General features: G+C 57.6%; 10 protein-coding genes and 1 CRISPR repeat array. Of the genes, 5 read left to right on the top strand and 5 right to left on the bottom strand.

What is annotated here, in order from left to right; genetic code table 11:
- A partial coding sequence (locus QPL96_RS03840; RefSeq protein ID WP_303285671.1) for a transposase occupies positions 1-491 on the bottom strand: 491 nt, incomplete at its 3' end.
- 145 nt (positions 492-636) lie between these two features.
- Positions 637-2,192: a CRISPR direct-repeat array (repeat unit 29 nt; unit sequence CCGTTCCCCGCGCTCGCGGGGATGAACCG).
- Positions 2,193-2,758: 566 nt separating this feature from the next.
- Between QPL96_RS03840 and QPL96_RS03835 the strand changes: the two genes are divergently transcribed.
- The 5 genes from QPL96_RS03835 (at position 2,759) to QPL96_RS03815 (ending at position 11,111) form a co-directional block, all read left to right on the top strand.
- On the top strand, positions 2,759-3,736 hold the full coding sequence (locus QPL96_RS03835; RefSeq protein ID WP_303285670.1) for a TAXI family TRAP transporter solute-binding subunit: 978 nt from the start codon (positions 2,759-2,761) through the stop codon (positions 3,734-3,736).
- Between the two features lie 88 nt (positions 3,737-3,824).
- Positions 3,825-6,011 carry a TRAP transporter permease gene (locus QPL96_RS03830; RefSeq protein ID WP_303285669.1) on the top strand — a complete coding sequence of 729 codons (2,187 nt, stop codon included), beginning with the start codon at positions 3,825-3,827 and terminating at the stop codon, positions 6,009-6,011.
- A gap of 90 nt (positions 6,012-6,101) precedes the next feature.
- A complete protein-coding gene (locus QPL96_RS03825; RefSeq protein ID WP_303285668.1) occupies positions 6,102-7,916 on the top strand; it encodes an ATP-binding protein in 1,815 nt (604 codons plus the stop codon).
- Positions 7,913-9,265, top strand: a complete 1,353-nt coding sequence (locus QPL96_RS03820) for a sigma-54 dependent transcriptional regulator (protein WP_303285667.1) — start codon at positions 7,913-7,915, stop codon at positions 9,263-9,265. Before QPL96_RS03825 ends, QPL96_RS03820 begins: the two co-directional genes overlap by 4 nt.
- Before the next feature lie 151 nt (positions 9,266-9,416).
- A complete protein-coding gene (locus tag QPL96_RS03815; RefSeq protein ID WP_303285666.1) occupies positions 9,417-11,111 on the top strand; it encodes a methyl-accepting chemotaxis protein in 1,695 nt (564 codons plus the stop codon).
- A gap of 122 nt (positions 11,112-11,233) precedes the next feature.
- Here QPL96_RS03815 and QPL96_RS03810 read toward each other — a convergent pair whose 3' ends face one another.
- From QPL96_RS03810 to minE, 4 genes are all read right to left on the bottom strand, one after another.
- The gene (locus tag QPL96_RS03810) at positions 11,234-12,589 is read right to left on the bottom strand and encodes a PhoH family protein (RefSeq protein WP_303285688.1); all 1,356 of its coding nucleotides are present in this window, start codon (positions 12,587-12,589) and stop codon (positions 11,234-11,236) included.
- 54 nt (positions 12,590-12,643) lie between these two features.
- On the bottom strand, positions 12,644-13,135 hold the full coding sequence (locus QPL96_RS03805; RefSeq protein ID WP_303285665.1) for an HPP family protein: 492 nt from the start codon (positions 13,133-13,135) through the stop codon (positions 12,644-12,646).
- 81 nt (positions 13,136-13,216) lie between these two features.
- On the bottom strand, positions 13,217-13,951 hold the full coding sequence (locus QPL96_RS03800; RefSeq protein WP_303285664.1) for an START domain-containing protein: 735 nt from the start codon (positions 13,949-13,951) through the stop codon (positions 13,217-13,219).
- 156 nt (positions 13,952-14,107) lie between these two features.
- Positions 14,108-14,362: a cell division topological specificity factor MinE gene (minE, locus tag QPL96_RS03795; protein ID WP_303285662.1), complete on the bottom strand. Its 255-nt coding sequence runs from the start codon at positions 14,360-14,362 to the stop codon at positions 14,108-14,110.
- Position 14,363: the final 1 nt, after the last annotated feature.

Here is a 14,363-nt window from a genome sequence, read left to right as displayed (position 1 = left end):
GCATCCCAGAGCAGGCTGCTGTCCGTCGGCGCGTGAACCGGTGCCTCCGTGACCGTGCTATCAACCCGAACCTGGCGTCCGCGCTCGATCTTTTGCGTTTGCGCATCTTGCAACATCAACCGATTGATCCGCTCCCAGCTTGCCTCACTCAGGGCGCTGATCCCCCTCTGCAGCGCCGACTTCTTCGGCTTTAATCTCAGGGGCAGCCGCGCAAAGGCCTGAAAGGAACGAGAGTCCTCCAGATAAAAGGCCAAGGCTTCATAGCTGAGTTGACGGTGCTGCTTCAGGATGGCGCAGCGCAATATCGACTCGACAGACAATCCTTCACGGCCAGTCTCCTTCACGTCTGCCCGGCACAGTTCCGGGGTCATCCAATCCAGAATCTCGGGATGACCATCCAGCCAGTCGGACATCGCTTCGAGTTCGCGCCCGATCTCGTGCTCTGCGTAAAGATCGAATATACTGCTCTGGACGGTGCGTTTTTGACGCATTGTTACCTCCTCGGATTCTGGTTTTTTCTTTTGTTTCAATTGCTTGTGACAAAGAATACCATTTTCCGCTGGAGGTTTCCTGCCTGATTACCTCATTTTTTTATTTAATATCAGTGTTTTACGTTTATGGACGGAAACTAGTTAGCCGTTCCCCGCGCTCGCGGGGATGAACCGCGCTCAATCTTGTAACCGCCCTGCTTGTAAAGCCGTTCCCCGCGCTCGCGGGGATGAACCGTTGTGTTTGTGATGAAATACAGGTATTTGCCGCCGTTCCCCGCGCTCGCGGGGATGAACCGTCGTAGGGGCAGCCGATCTCGTCGGCCTTCTGCCGTTCCCCGCGCTCGCGGGGATGAACCGACATAGCTGTATGGTGTCGTCGGCGTCGTGGCCCGTTCCCCGCGCTCGCGGGGATGAACCGCCGGGATGGTACGAGATCATAGACTGGGGAGTCCGTTCCCCGCGCTCGCGGGGATGAACCAGATGGGATGCCGGTCCGGCCCCTACATATCAGCCGTTCCCCGCGCTCGCGGGGATGAACCGGTTAATGTGTCTGTTAAGCAGATAATTAGACGTCGTTCCCCGCGCTCGCGGGGATGAACCGCTTCTTTGATTTCGTACTTCTCGGCTATTTTTCCGTTCCCCGCGCTCGCGGGGATGAACCGCAAAGAAAGACATCCATAAAGCCGCAGACAAGCCGTTCCCCGCGCTCGCGGGGATGAACCGCCTAAGTGCTACAAAAAGATTGGTAATTTGGGCCGTTCCCCGCGCTCGCGGGGATGAACCGGTTTCGTTGCCGGCGACAATCGGCGCGAAGGGCCGTTCCCCGCGCTCGCGGGGATGAACCGGGTATGTGGCCTCCAAAACCCCAGCTCCGCAGCCGTTCCCCGCGCTCGCGGGGATGAACCGAAATCAGTGAAGAGCTTGTTATCAATCCTGCACCGTTCCCCGCGCTCGCGGGGATGAACCGGTGCCGCGATAGCACCGCGTGAATCTCTGTCGCCGTTCCCCGCGCTCGCGGGGATGAACCGCAGCCGAGACTCAGGTAGACACCCAGCGCACCCCCGTTCCCCGCGCTCGCGGGGATGAACCGTCTGAATGGTTGCCACCTGAACCGGGGCGGCGCCGTTCCCCGCGCTCGCGGGGATGAACCGCGCACGGGCGTCTTCCAGTTCCGCGTCGTCATCCGTTCCCCGCGCTCGCGGGGATGAACCGGGATCTTTTCATCGGAATGGATGGACACCAAGCCGTTCCCCGCGCTCGCGGGGATGAACCGGCAACGCTGGAGCGTGTGCGCGCTGGTCGCTCCCGTTCCCCGCGCTCGCGGGGATGAACCGTGTACTCGCTGGTCACTGAGAGTCAAGCGGCGCCGTTCCCCGCGCTCGCGGGGATGAACCGGCATAGATCAGCTCGATCAGCTGGCTGAACAGCCGTTCCCCGCGCTCGCGGGGATGAACCGAACATAGGGTTGAACGGCGTACCTGGTATATGCCGTTCCCCGCGCTCGCGGGGATGAACCGCCAAACCAGAGGGCAGAGCCCCAGACGCCCTGCCGTTCCCCGCGCTCGCGGGGATGAACCGGATGTCGCCATGGCTCGGGATTCCAGTGACACCCCGTTCCCCGCGCTCGCGGGGATGAACCGTCGATAATACGAGCGGCGATATTATCCTTGGCCTGTTCTCCGTGCTCTCGGGGATGAGCCAAAATCAAACGTCAGGATTGGAGGCTGGTTAAACTGTTCATCAAAAGCGCAGGAATGAATTGTGGAAAAGCGAACACGCTGCCTGTTTGACGGCTATCTGCGTTATGTGGTGCTAACAATGCCATTGTGGTGATTTTTGATCACGCTTAATCATTGGGTAGCCCGGGAACTATCGATCACCAGAAAGGAACTTCGACGATGAGTACTCCGTCTTTGGCTGGGCCGTGAGGTCCGTGGTGAGTATTCCCGCATTCCCTTGTACCTGACGTAATAAGGGAACCTAAGCACAGGCAATTGACACACTGTTCATTGGGCCATTGGCCCCTTCCTACCACGAAAGCCCCAGTGTCGCCTGAACTCAGGTGTGGTTTTCCACCCATCATGGAATTCCAATGGGTGTAAATTCACCCATTTTCTAGTGGGTGGCCTCTGTGTTTTTCAAAACGTAGCTGTTTTAAAAGTGGTTTTTGGAACTGGTCTGGTCCTTGCAGCCAGGTGTGCCAACGCCGCCCGGTTGAGGCGACGTCGAGAACCCAAACAAACAAAATGAAACGGGGAGCATTCTCTATGAAAACCCAAGCCTTCATGGCGGTGGCATTCGCCTCCACCTTCGTTGTCGCAAACCCTGCCGTTGCTCAGGATCGTTCAGACTGGCCTGACAACTTCACGGTGGGCACTGCCAGCCAAGGTGGAACCTATTTCGCCTATGGTTCCGGTTGGGCCAACTTTGTGGCTGAAAATCTGGGTGTTTCCGGTGGTGCGGAAATCACTGGAGGCCCGATGCAGAACATGGCACTGGTGCATACTGGTGACCTCAAGTTCGGCCTGACCACCATGGGCCCTGCACGTGAGTCAATGGACGGCAACAGCCCTCTGGCTCCGGGTATGAAGATGGATAATGTGTGTGCCATGTTCCCGATGTATGAAACGCCATTCTCGGTTACCGCGCTGTCAAGCTCCGGTATTACGTCCATTGATGATATCCCGGATGGCGCCACTATTGGCTTCGGGCCAGCGGGCTCAACTTCTGATACCTATTTCCCGCGGATGATGGAAACCCTGGGCGTGAATTTCGAGCGCCGCAATGGCAGCTGGTCCGATCTGGGTGGTCAACTCCAGGATGGCCTGATTGACGTGGTGGCCTTTGCTGCGGGCATTCCGATTCCTGCGGTAAGCCAGCTGGAAGTGCAAACCGACGTCAACATCATCGGTATGACCGACGCAGAAGCTGAGACAATCATCAACAACTTCCCGGTTTCCGAATTTATCATTCCGGCCTCCACCTACCAGTCCCTGGACGAGCCGTCCCGCGTTGTCTCCATGTGGAACTTCGCGATGGTGAACTGCGATATGCCCGAAAGCTTCGTGTATGAGATCACCAAGCTAAGCATGGAGAATAACGACAAGATGGTTTCCATTCACAAGGCTGCCCGTAACTCGGTTCCCGAGAATTACAGCAAGAACAACGTACTGCCCTGGCACCCGGGTGCCGCGCGTTGGTTCAATGAAAACGGTTACACGATTGAGCAAAGCAAGATCAAGTAACTGTTTTCGTGCGGGGGATTGCTTGGCAATCCCCCGAATGACAGCCAGCCAGTTTCTGGCTCCGATTTGCCTGTGAGCAGGGTGTATCATGACTACCGAACAAAATTCCCAGAACCTTCCGGACATAGAAGTGGGCGAGGACCATACTCTCGCTCACAACGTTGATGATGAACCGGTAGAAGCCAACCGAAGACTGTTTGAAGGCGGTCTCCTGAAATTCGTCGCAATGCTGGCGATTGTCTATTCATCCTTCCACTTATACTCCCTGAACATAGCTCCGCTGGAAACCTGGTCTTTCCGGATAGTCCATATCGCCGGCGCCCTGGTGCTGGGTTTTGTGCTTTTTGCAGGCGCCCGTTTCATCTCTGCGGAAGAAGGCAATGCCCGTAACCGCTGGACCACTTGGATCAGTGCGGCCGCCATGTTGCCGGCACTCTATGTACTGTATCAGACCTTTTCGTTCTGGCAGATGGTCCAGAGTGGTACCGTTCGCATTCCCGCTGAGCTGGAGACCTGGCACTTTGGCTGGCCGCTGCTGGCGACAACCGGCGTCGGCATCGTCATGAGCTGGTTTCATCAACGGGCGCGTTCGGTGTTCAGCGTGCCGGATCTGGTGCTCATTGTGTGCTCCCTGGCTGTGGCGGTCTACTTTCTCGTGGTTTATAACACCTCCATGAGGATGTCTACCGGCACCTCCTTTGCTCCGGTCGGCATATCCTTTGCCGCGATTGCAGGTACGGCTCTGATTATGGAGCTGACTCGGCGTGTGGCGGGCATGGCACTGGTGATTATCGGCCTGGTGTTTCTTGTTTATGTGTTCGCCGGTCCCTATCTGCCGGGCTTCCTGGGCTATCCCGGTCTGTCGGTTCAACGTTTTTTCAGCCAGGTCTATACCGATGCAGGTATTCTGGGACCCACGACGGCAGTATCATCCACCTACATCATTCTGTTCATTATTTTTGCCGCCTTTCTGCAGTCTTCAAAGGTGGGTGACTATTTCGTGAACTTCGCCTTTGCTGCTGCCGGCCGGTCCCGGGGTGGTCCGGCCAAGGTGTCGATCTTTGCCTCCGGCCTCATGGGCATGATCAACGGCACCAGTGCCGGCAACGTGGTCTCTACCGGCTCGCTGACGATCCCGTTGATGAAAAAAGTGGGCTACAGCAAACAATCGGCAGGCGCTGTTGAAGCCGCCGCTTCCACTGGTGGCCAGATCATGCCGCCGATCATGGGCGCTGGCGCTTTCATCATGGCGGAGATCACCGGTATTCCCTATACCGAGATTGCCATTGCTGCGATCATTCCGGCGATTCTCTACTTCGCCTCGGTTTACTTCATGGTGGATTTTGAAGCGGCCAAGACCGGCATGCGCGGCATGCGCGAGGACGAGTTGCCAAAACTCCGGACCATGATCAGGCAGTGCTATCTGTTCGTACCCATCTTCATCCTGATTGTTGCCCTGTTCATGGGATATTCGGTGATCCGTGCCGGCACCCTGGCCACTATCTCGGCGGCTGTGGTGAGCTGGTTTTCACCAAACAAGATGGGCGTGCGACAAATCCTTCAGGCACTGGAAGTTGCCTCCTATATGGCGATCCAGATTATCGTAGTGTGTGCGGCGGCGGGTGTCATCGTAGGCGTTATTTCCCTGACCGGGGTCGGGGCCCGATTCTCGGTTCTGTTGCTGGATGTCGCTGCTGCAAGCCAGCTGCTGGCGCTCATCTTTGCCATGTTCATTTCCATCCTGCTGGGCATGGGGATGCCCACCACAGCGGCCTATGCGGTGGCTGCATCCGTTGTGGCGCCGGGTCTGGTTCAGTTGGGTATTGAGCCGCTGACAGCACACTTCTTTGTGTTCTACTTTGCCGTGGTCTCTGCCATTACCCCGCCGGTTGCGTTGGCCTCCTACGCGGCGGCCGGTATTTCCGGAGCCAATGCCATGGAAACCTCGGTGGCTTCGTTCCGGATCGGCATTGCGGCGTTCATCGTGCCGTTCATGTTCTTCTACAACAGCGCGTTGTTGATGGACGGGGACTGGTTTGTTATCGCCCGCGCCCTGGTGACCGCAACCTTTGGCGTGTACCTGTTGTCTGGTGGCGTGCTGGGCTGGTTCGGCAAGGTCAGTGCTGCCTGGGTGGTCCGCATCATGATGATTGCCGCGGCGTTGTTGATGATCGAAGGCGGACTGTGGACTGATATGGCCGGTGTCGCCCTGGCGGTGATTTCGTTCCTGGTTCAGCGTCAGCGCAGGCAACGTTCGGCGCTTTTGGCAGTCTGAGCCTGTGCAGGGCAGGATGATCGTGCCGGTGAACGGTTGTCCTGCCTGGTTCCGGGCGCTACGCTAGCGGTTTTTCCAGGAACCCGGCTTATGTCCTTCCGGATTGGCGCTTTCCTTATTTTTGGCCTGACCCTACTGGTGTCCTGGACACTGGGAGGCTGGGCTGGCTACCGGCAGGTGGAACAGAAAAGCCTTGAGGAATCGTTTCGTTACCGTCAGCTTGTCGCCAACGAGCTGAACCGGTATCTCCCCATCCCCGAGCTTATGGCTGAGCATCCCCTGCTCGAGAAAGCCCTGAGAACTCCGGATGACCCGGGGATCATTCTGCAAGCCAACGAAGAAATGCAGCGGATGGCCACGATCATGGGCAGCTCTGATGTCTATCTGATGGATGTGAACGGCCTGACCATTGCCGCCAATAACTATCAGCAGGAAGACAGCTTCGTGGGTAGCAACTACGCTTTTCGCCCCTACTTTTCGGAGGCTTTGGCAACCCGGGATTCCGCCATCTATTTTGCACTGGGGCTGATGTCCAATATGCGTGGCCTGTATTTTTCGCACCCCATTCTGGATAGCCAGGGCTCGGTGCTGGGCGTTATTGCCGTCAAGGTCCTTGTTCATGAGCTGGAGTCCCAGTGGCACCGCCCTGCGTCGCTGAGTGAGGCGGAAATGGTGGTGCTGGACCGGGACGGCATCAGCTTCCTGGCCAGTAAACCACGATGGCTTTACCGGGACTTTGAACCCTATTCCGGCACAACGCCGGCGGCTGAATCCTACCAACGCTATCCGGACCGGGACCTGACGCCCATCAATATGATGCGGCTCGGGCGTCCCTGGGGCGTGTCTGACCGGTCTGAAAAAATCCATCTGGTTGGGAGTGATGCTGGCGGGCATTACCTGAGTGTCCGTACCGATTTGCCCAGGCTGGACTGGACGCTGCAGGTAATGGTGAGCACCCGCTCCGTTATCTGGACCCGGCTGGCCTTTCTTGTTGGCGGTGCGGCCCTGTTTTTCGGAGGCTTGCTGACCTGGCTCTATATCCGGGAGCGCTACCGCCGGGAGGCTGAACTGGCCTTGAGGGGAGAGCAACTGGAGAGGAGGGTGGCCGAACGAACCGCCGATCTGGAGAACTCTAACTGCAAGCTACTGGAAGAAATCCGCGAGCGTGAGCGCACCCAGAACGAACTCCGGGAAACCCAGCAGGAACTGATCCAGGCCGCCAAGCTGGCCGTTCTGGGGCAGATGTCGGCGGGCCTGAACCATGAAATGAACCAGCCACTGACTGCGATACAGACTTACGCCAGAAACAGCCGCCGTTTCCTTGAGAAAGGCGCGGAAGACATGGTCGACGCCAACCTGTCCGAGATTATCGCGTTGTGTGACAAGATGGCGGAGCTGACGCGGCAGTTCAAGGTGTTTGCCCGCAAATCCGAGGGGCCGCCGGCGGTGGTGGACTTGCGACAGTCCATTGATGCGTCCCTCAAGATCATCCTGGCTCAGAAATCCAGTGCCGATATCGACATCCAGTGGAACCGGCCGGACCACCCGGTGATGTGTCACGGTGACCTGATTCGCATTGAGCAAGTGATGGTGAACCTGATGGCCAATGCGGTGCACGCGGTGGAGGAATCGCGGCATCCGCAGGTGCGGATTGATATTGAGGAAGCCGAAGATTGCTGGAAATGCCTGGTTCGGGATAACGGTCCCGGCCTTCAGGGCAATACCGAGCAGATTTTTGAACCGTTTTTCACCACCAAATCAGTGAAACAGGGCCTGGGCCTGGGGTTGTCAATTTCACGCCAGATTGTCGATGCCCTCGGTGGCACCCTTACAGGGCGGAACCGTATGGACGGTCCGGGTGCCGAATTTGTGTTAACCCTCAGGAAGCGGGAGGCGACGGAATGACAGAACCCTCGGTAATCTTTGTGGACGATGACCCCCATATCCGTCAGGCCATTGCCCAGACTCTGAAACTGGAAGACCTGCCGGTCAGCTGTTATGAAAGTGCGCCGTCCGCTCTCGGGCAGATCGATGCCGACTATGACGGCGTTGTCTTGTGTGACTACAATATGCCGGAGATGAACGGCCTGGAGATGCTGGAGCGGGTCCGGACTGTGGATGAGACTATCCCGGTGATCATCCTGACCGGCCAGGGGGACATCAGTACCGCCGTAACGGCCATGCAGCAGGGGGCCTATGATTTTATTGAAAAGCCCTTTGATCACGACGAGCTGATTGAACTCCTGCGGCACGCTCTGGAAAAACGCCATCTGGCCCTTGAAAACCGGCGACTGAAGGCGCAGTTACGCCATCTGGCAAAGCCGGGACCCCGGATTCTGGGCGATTCGCCGTCAATGCAGAAGGTGATGGCGACCATCGACCCGATCCTGGATATCTCCGCCAATATCCTGCTGCACGGCGAAACCGGCTCCGGCAAGGATGCGCTGGCCCGTTACATTCACGAGAACAGTGCTCGCAGCGCCCATAATTTTGTTGCCATCAATTGTGGCGCGGTTCCGGAAAACCTGATCGAAAGCGAGCTGTTCGGCCACGAGGCCGGTGCCTTTACCGGCGCGGACAAACGCCGCATCGGCAAAATCGAGCATGCCCACAAGGGCACTCTGTTCCTGGATGAGGTAGAAAGCATGCCCATGCCGTTGCAGGTGAAGCTGTTGCGGGTTCTGGAGGAACAGCGGGTGGAGCGCCTGGGCAGCAATCAGGTACAGGAGGTGGATGTGCGTATCATCGCGGCTACCAAGGCGGACCTGAAAACGCTCAGTGAGAAAGGTGACTTCCGGTCCGATCTCTATTATCGCCTCAATGTTGTTAAGGTGGATATTCCGCCATTGCGGGAGCGCAAGGACGATATTCCAACATTGTTTCACCACTTCGTACTGATTGCCGCCGCCCGGTATGACCGGGAGAGTATTCCTCTGGATGCCGGCCAGGCGGCCCACCTGACACAGCACACATGGCCCGGCAACGTCCGGGAACTGAGGAATCTGGCGGAACGCTATGTATTGCTGGGAGCGGCCGCACTGGATGAGAACGGGCCCGTGGCCGCCGCCAATGTATCAGGCCGGCAGACCCTCGCCGAGATGATGGACGGGTTCGAGCGTTCGGCTATTATCAGTGCCCTGAATGCCTGCCACGGTAGTATCAAGGACACCATGGTGCAGCTCGGTATCGCCCGGAAAACCCTGTACGACAAAATGCGTAAACACGGCCTGGATAAGGCGCAGTTCAAAGACTGAGCTACAAAATTTACCGTTGTCGTTACAGGGCAGAAACAAAATATGCAGTATCATCAATGACATTGCCGGTCTTTTTTCGTAATGTTGCCAACCTCTGTTCAGGGCCGAATGTTCCGGCTGACCGCTTGCTCACCAAAAAAGGCCATCTGCCATGAAAAACCTGACCATCCAGACCCGGGTGCTGTTACTGGCTCTTGTGCCGGTTATCGTGCTCACCGCGTTTCTTACCAGCTACAACCTGAATCAGGCCAGTGAGATTGGCGAAGAGGCCGTTGCCGGTTTTTCCACAGACATGGAAGCAAGCAAGCGCCGGGAGCTGAAGAATTACCTGGAGTTGGCCAGGACGTCCATCGCCCATTTGTACAATCAGCCGGGTTCGGCTGATGATCCAGAAATACGCCGGCAGGCCTGGGAGATCCTGCGCCAGCTTCGTTTCGACGATTCCGGTAGCCCAGGGTATTTCTTCGCTTACGACACCCGCGGCGTCAACGTGATGCATGGCGTTAACCAGTCTCTGGAGGGCAGGAATCTGTGGGATTTCCAGGACCCCAATGGCACTTACCTGATCCGCGAACTGGTAAAGGCTGCCCGCAGTGGCGGCGGCTATGTTCCCTATCACTGGAAGAACAGCAGCACTGGCGAAGTGGCGCCCAAGCTGGGTTACGCGGAAATACTGCCGGAGTGGGGCGTCATGATCGGGACCGGTTTCTGGATCGATGGTCTGGACACCCATGTGGCCGATATCGAAGCCCAGGTCGGCGACTCCCTGGCGGATGCTGTAATCGGTTCGGTTACCACGTCCCTGATTGCCCTGGCGATCATAGTGCTTCTGGCCCTGATTGTGGTGCGCAGCATTATCCGGCCGCTGAAATCCGCCGTATCGGCGATGAACGATATTGCCAGTGGTGATGGCGACCTGACCCGTCGGCTCGATGTCTCCGGCAAGGACGAGCTCGGCCAGCTGGCAACGGCATTCAACAGCTTCGCTGACCAGGTGCATGAACTGGTTGAACGCGTGCTGTCATCAACCCGGACACTGAACGAAGCCACGGCTGATCTTACCCAGGTCATGAGCGAGGCCGAGCGGGGCGTCGAGCGGCAGAAATCCGAGAGTGACCAGGTGGCAACGGCCATGAATGAAATGACCGCCGCCGCCCAGGAGGTGGCGAATAATGCCAGTGAGGCCTCAGAGGCTGCTGATCGTGCCAACGGGCAGGTCTGTGATGCCCAGGGCCTGGTGCATCAGGCTATTGGCGTTATTGGCGGGCTTTCGGAACAGGTGGGAGAAGGTGTTCAGGTGATTGAACAACTGGGTACCGATTCCCGCCGAATCGACAGCGTGCTGGAGGTTATCCGCGAAATCGCCGACCAGACCAACCTGTTGGCTCTGAATGCCGCCATCGAGGCGGCCCGCGCCGGTGATGCCGGTCGTGGCTTTGCGGTTGTAGCGGATGAAGTGCGCACGCTGGCTCGTCGTACTCAGCAGAGCACCCAGGAAATTCAGGACATGATCGAACGTCTCCAGTCCGGCGCGGGCAATGCCGTGAAACTGATTGGTTCAATCAGCGAGCGCAGTGAAGCGACCGTTGAGGAAACCCGTCAGGTCAACGAAGCCCTGCAGCGCATCGGCCAGGCAGTGGCCACCATCACGGATATGAATACCCAGATTGCCAGCGCAGCCGAAGAGCAGACCAGTGTTTCTGAAACCATCAATCAGAATGTTCATGAGATTGTTGCGATCACCGAGCAGACTTCTCAGGGCACCCGGCGCGCGGGCGATGCAACCCAGCGCCTGAGGAACCTGGCTTCCGACATGTCGGAACAAGTGAGTCGTTTTCGGGTGTGAGCCCTGTCGGCTGAACACGGGGTCAGAACTGAAGTTCTGACCCCTTTTTTATGAGTTGTTATCGGGTGTGACGCCGGCCGACTGAAGACGGGGTCAGAACTGTGGTTCTGACCCCTTTTTCATTAGAGATTGGACTCGGCAAATTCCGCCAGTACCGAACGGGGAACGCCCTGCAGGTGAATGTGGCCGCCGTGGCGGAAATCCTTGAAACGTTCCGTCATGTAAGTGAGACCGGAGCTCAGCGCACTCAGGTAGGGTGTGTCGATCTGTGCCAGGTTGCCCAGGCAGATCACCTTCGAGCCGTTGCCGGCGCGGGTAATGATGGTCTTGATCTGATGCGGCGTCAGGTTCTGGGATTCGTCGATGATGATCAGGCTGTGCTGGAAGCTGCGGCCGCGGATGTAGTTCATCGACTTGAAGTGCAGGGGCACCTTGCTGAGGATGTAGTCCACGCTGGCGGTCATGTTCTCGTCGTCTTCGTGCAGCGCTTCCAGGTTGTCGACAATGGCGCCCAGCCAGGGCTCCATTTTTTCGGCCTCGGTGCCGGGCAGGAAGCCGATATCCTCGTCCAGCCCCTGGGTGGAGCGGGTGGCAATGATCCGCTTGTACAGTTTGCTGGCCACGGTCATCTCGATGCAGGCGGCCAGGGCCAGGATGGTTTTACCGGAGCCGGCGGAGCCGGTGAGGTTCACCAGATGGATGTCGGGGTCCAGGAGCAGGTTCAGGGCCATGGCCTGGTAGATATCCCTGGGCACCAGACCCCAGACCTCCTCGTTCAGAAGGTCGTGCTGATGCAGGTCCTTGATGATCACCTGGGTGTCCGTGAGATCCGCCACCTTGCCGACAAAGCCCAGTTCATCCACCACAAACTCGTTGATCTTCAGCTTGGCCAGCTCACCTTCCCGCTTCAGGATGTGTTCCGTTGTGCCTTCCCGCTGGACGGTTTCCACCTTTTCGATGGTGTCCCAGAAGGAGTTGGGAAATTCCCGGTACCCTTTGGGCAACAGGTCGATGTCGTCCAGAAGCTGGTCGTTGTGGTAGTCCTGGGCTTCGACCCCGAAACCCCGCGCCTTGAGGCGCATATTGATGTCCTTGGACACCAGGATGATGTCCCGGGACTTGTGCCGGTCCTGCAGTGCCGCCAGGGTATTGATGATCTTGTTGTCGTTGAGGTGCTCCGGGAGGGAGTGGTTGCCCGTGTGCTCCGTGCTCATCAGGATCGACAGTCTGCCCAGAGGGTCGGCCTTTTTGCCCCGCACGATGGGAACACCTTTCTCAATTTCCTTCGGGCTGGCGTCGCCCAGCAATTTGTCAATGTTGCGTATAGCCTGGCGGCAGTCGGCCGCCACGGCCTGTTTGCCGGATTTGAGGCTGTCGAGTTCTTCGAGGACTGTCATCGGGAGGATGACATCGTGTTCTTCAAAGTTCAGGAGGGCGTTCGGGTCGTGAATCAGGACGTTGGTATCTAGGACGTACATCTTCCGGCGAGCTTGCGGTGCTCTGGGCATAGGTGGCGCTACCTCTCTGGTGGCTCAGTCGTTTCGGGCGCAGCGTTGCGTGAGTTCCTCATCCGAGATCACTTTCAGCATATCGTAAGTAGTTATGATGCCCGTGATTTTTGCGTCCCTGGTGACAAAGATCCGGTGCAGGTGTTCGCGCATCATGACATTCGCAATGTCCCGCACCGGCGTTGTCTCGTCAACCGATAAAACGATAGGGGTCATGATATCCCGGACTTCCACCGGCACCTTGCCCATTTCTTCAAAGATGATCATGCGAAGGCGCCGGGCTTCCTCGCGCTCCTCCGGTGTCAGATGCCTGTCGGCATCAGAGCGGGTGGCATTCCAGCGGAATTCGGTGATGTCTTTCAGGGTGGCAATGCCCACGATCTCGCCATCGTCGTCGGTCACAGGGCTGCCGGTTATTTCGTTGTCGGTGAGAAAGCGGGCAAGCCGACCCATGGTCCAGGATTGCGGAACGGCTTTGATGCTCGGTGTCATGATCTCATAAGCGAGAACGGTCATTGATGTGGGCTGCCTTCTAAAGTCCTTTTCCAAAGCTTAGCGCGTGATACCGTGCGCGTCATCCCCTCAAGGTCTGTCGGCTCAGGGGGCAGAGCGACTTACACCGGTCAGTTGACCCTGTTCGTCGTAAATCAGCCGGTAACCCTGGTACCTTTCGCTGTTGGCAACCCGTTCCAGCTCCTCCATGGATTGCACGGGAATGTCCACCAGCAGGGAATTTACCAGCCAGCCCGGTAGTGCGCCATTGGGATCGGTGTGCTGAACCCAAACCATTCGGGTTTTGTCGCCGTCCGGGGTAAACCGGTACAGGGTATCAGAGCGATCAACCCTGATCCGGCTGCTGCTCTGCGTGCGCTGGTTGGGGGTGGCGTTCAGATCCATGACAATTTCACCGGAGGTTTCATCACCCCGGGTCCGGATGCGCAGTACATAATCCCGATCAGTAACCGGCCATGGCATGTCGTTCACGGAATAGGCAAACCGATCACGGAACTCGCCATCGCCGAAGGCATAGGATTCGGTGCAGTTGTACACCCACTCAACGCAGGAGCCGGGGTTGGCCATGACAGCCATCAGATTTTCGATGGGCGCATCGAGAACGGCCACAGCCTTGAAGGCTTTAAAGCTGGAGTCTGGCTGATCGATGGTATAGACACGAATATCATTGGCTTTCTTGCGCAGTGTCCACGCCTCATCGGTTTCAGAGGGCAGTTCAGCCTGGGCATTGGCGGCAACAGCAAATGCCAGCAACGTACAGGCAAGCCCGTTGATGACCGAGGCCCAGCCAGTAATGCCATGGGCTATGGTCTTTCTCATAGGGTACACTTCCTTGCAGATGGTGGGCCGAGTCTAGCATGAGGTTCAGACCGGCACGGCGACGGAAACAGTGGATTGTGAACCAGGTAACTCCTGGCCTGCCCTGGAAGTCTGCGCGAATTCTGCTGCGCAGACTTCCAGGGCAGGTTTTCAGAGTTATCGTTCGGGAAGCGTGACGTTCAGCTCCAAAACCGAACAGCTTTCGTTGCGGTCGACTTCTACCTGCACCATGTCGTCACTGATCTGAACGTACTTGCGGATGACCTCAAGCAACTCCTGCTGAAGCTGGGGCAGGTAATCCGGCTGGTCACGCTGGCCGCGTTCATGGGCGACGATGATCTGGAGCCGTTCTTTGGCCACACTGGCGGTGTTACTGCTTTTTTTGCCTTTGAAATAATCCAGGAAACTCATC

It is taken from the genome of Marinobacter sp. SS8-8, from assembly GCF_030540945.1.
GTDB lineage: Bacteria > Pseudomonadota > Gammaproteobacteria > Pseudomonadales > Oleiphilaceae > Marinobacter.
The sequence above is the reverse complement of the archived record's forward strand: the minus strand, read 5'-3'. Positions and strand labels throughout refer to the sequence as shown.

Bases quoted from the DNA above. Each gene is read 5' to 3' on its own strand.
- QPL96_RS03810 (WP_303285688.1), bottom strand. From the start codon at position 12,589: ATGTACGTCCTAGATACCAACGTCCTGATTCACGACCCGAACGCCCTC.
- QPL96_RS03830 (WP_303285669.1), top strand. From the start codon at position 3,825: ATGACTACCGAACAAAATTCCCAGAACCTTCCGGACATAGAAGTGGGC.
- QPL96_RS03800 (WP_303285664.1), bottom strand. From the start codon at position 13,951: ATGAGAAAGACCATAGCCCATGGCATTACTGGCTGGGCCTCGGTCATC.
- minE (WP_303285662.1), bottom strand. From the start codon at position 14,362: ATGAGTTTCCTGGATTATTTCAAAGGCAAAAAAAGCAGTAACACCGCC.
- QPL96_RS03805 (WP_303285665.1), bottom strand. From the start codon at position 13,135: ATGACCGTTCTCGCTTATGAGATCATGACACCGAGCATCAAAGCCGTT.
- QPL96_RS03815 (WP_303285666.1), top strand. From the start codon at position 9,417: ATGAAAAACCTGACCATCCAGACCCGGGTGCTGTTACTGGCTCTTGTG.
- QPL96_RS03825 (WP_303285668.1), top strand. From the start codon at position 6,102: ATGTCCTTCCGGATTGGCGCTTTCCTTATTTTTGGCCTGACCCTACTG.
- QPL96_RS03835 (WP_303285670.1), top strand. From the start codon at position 2,759: ATGAAAACCCAAGCCTTCATGGCGGTGGCATTCGCCTCCACCTTCGTT.
- QPL96_RS03820 (WP_303285667.1), top strand. From the start codon at position 7,913: ATGACAGAACCCTCGGTAATCTTTGTGGACGATGACCCCCATATCCGT.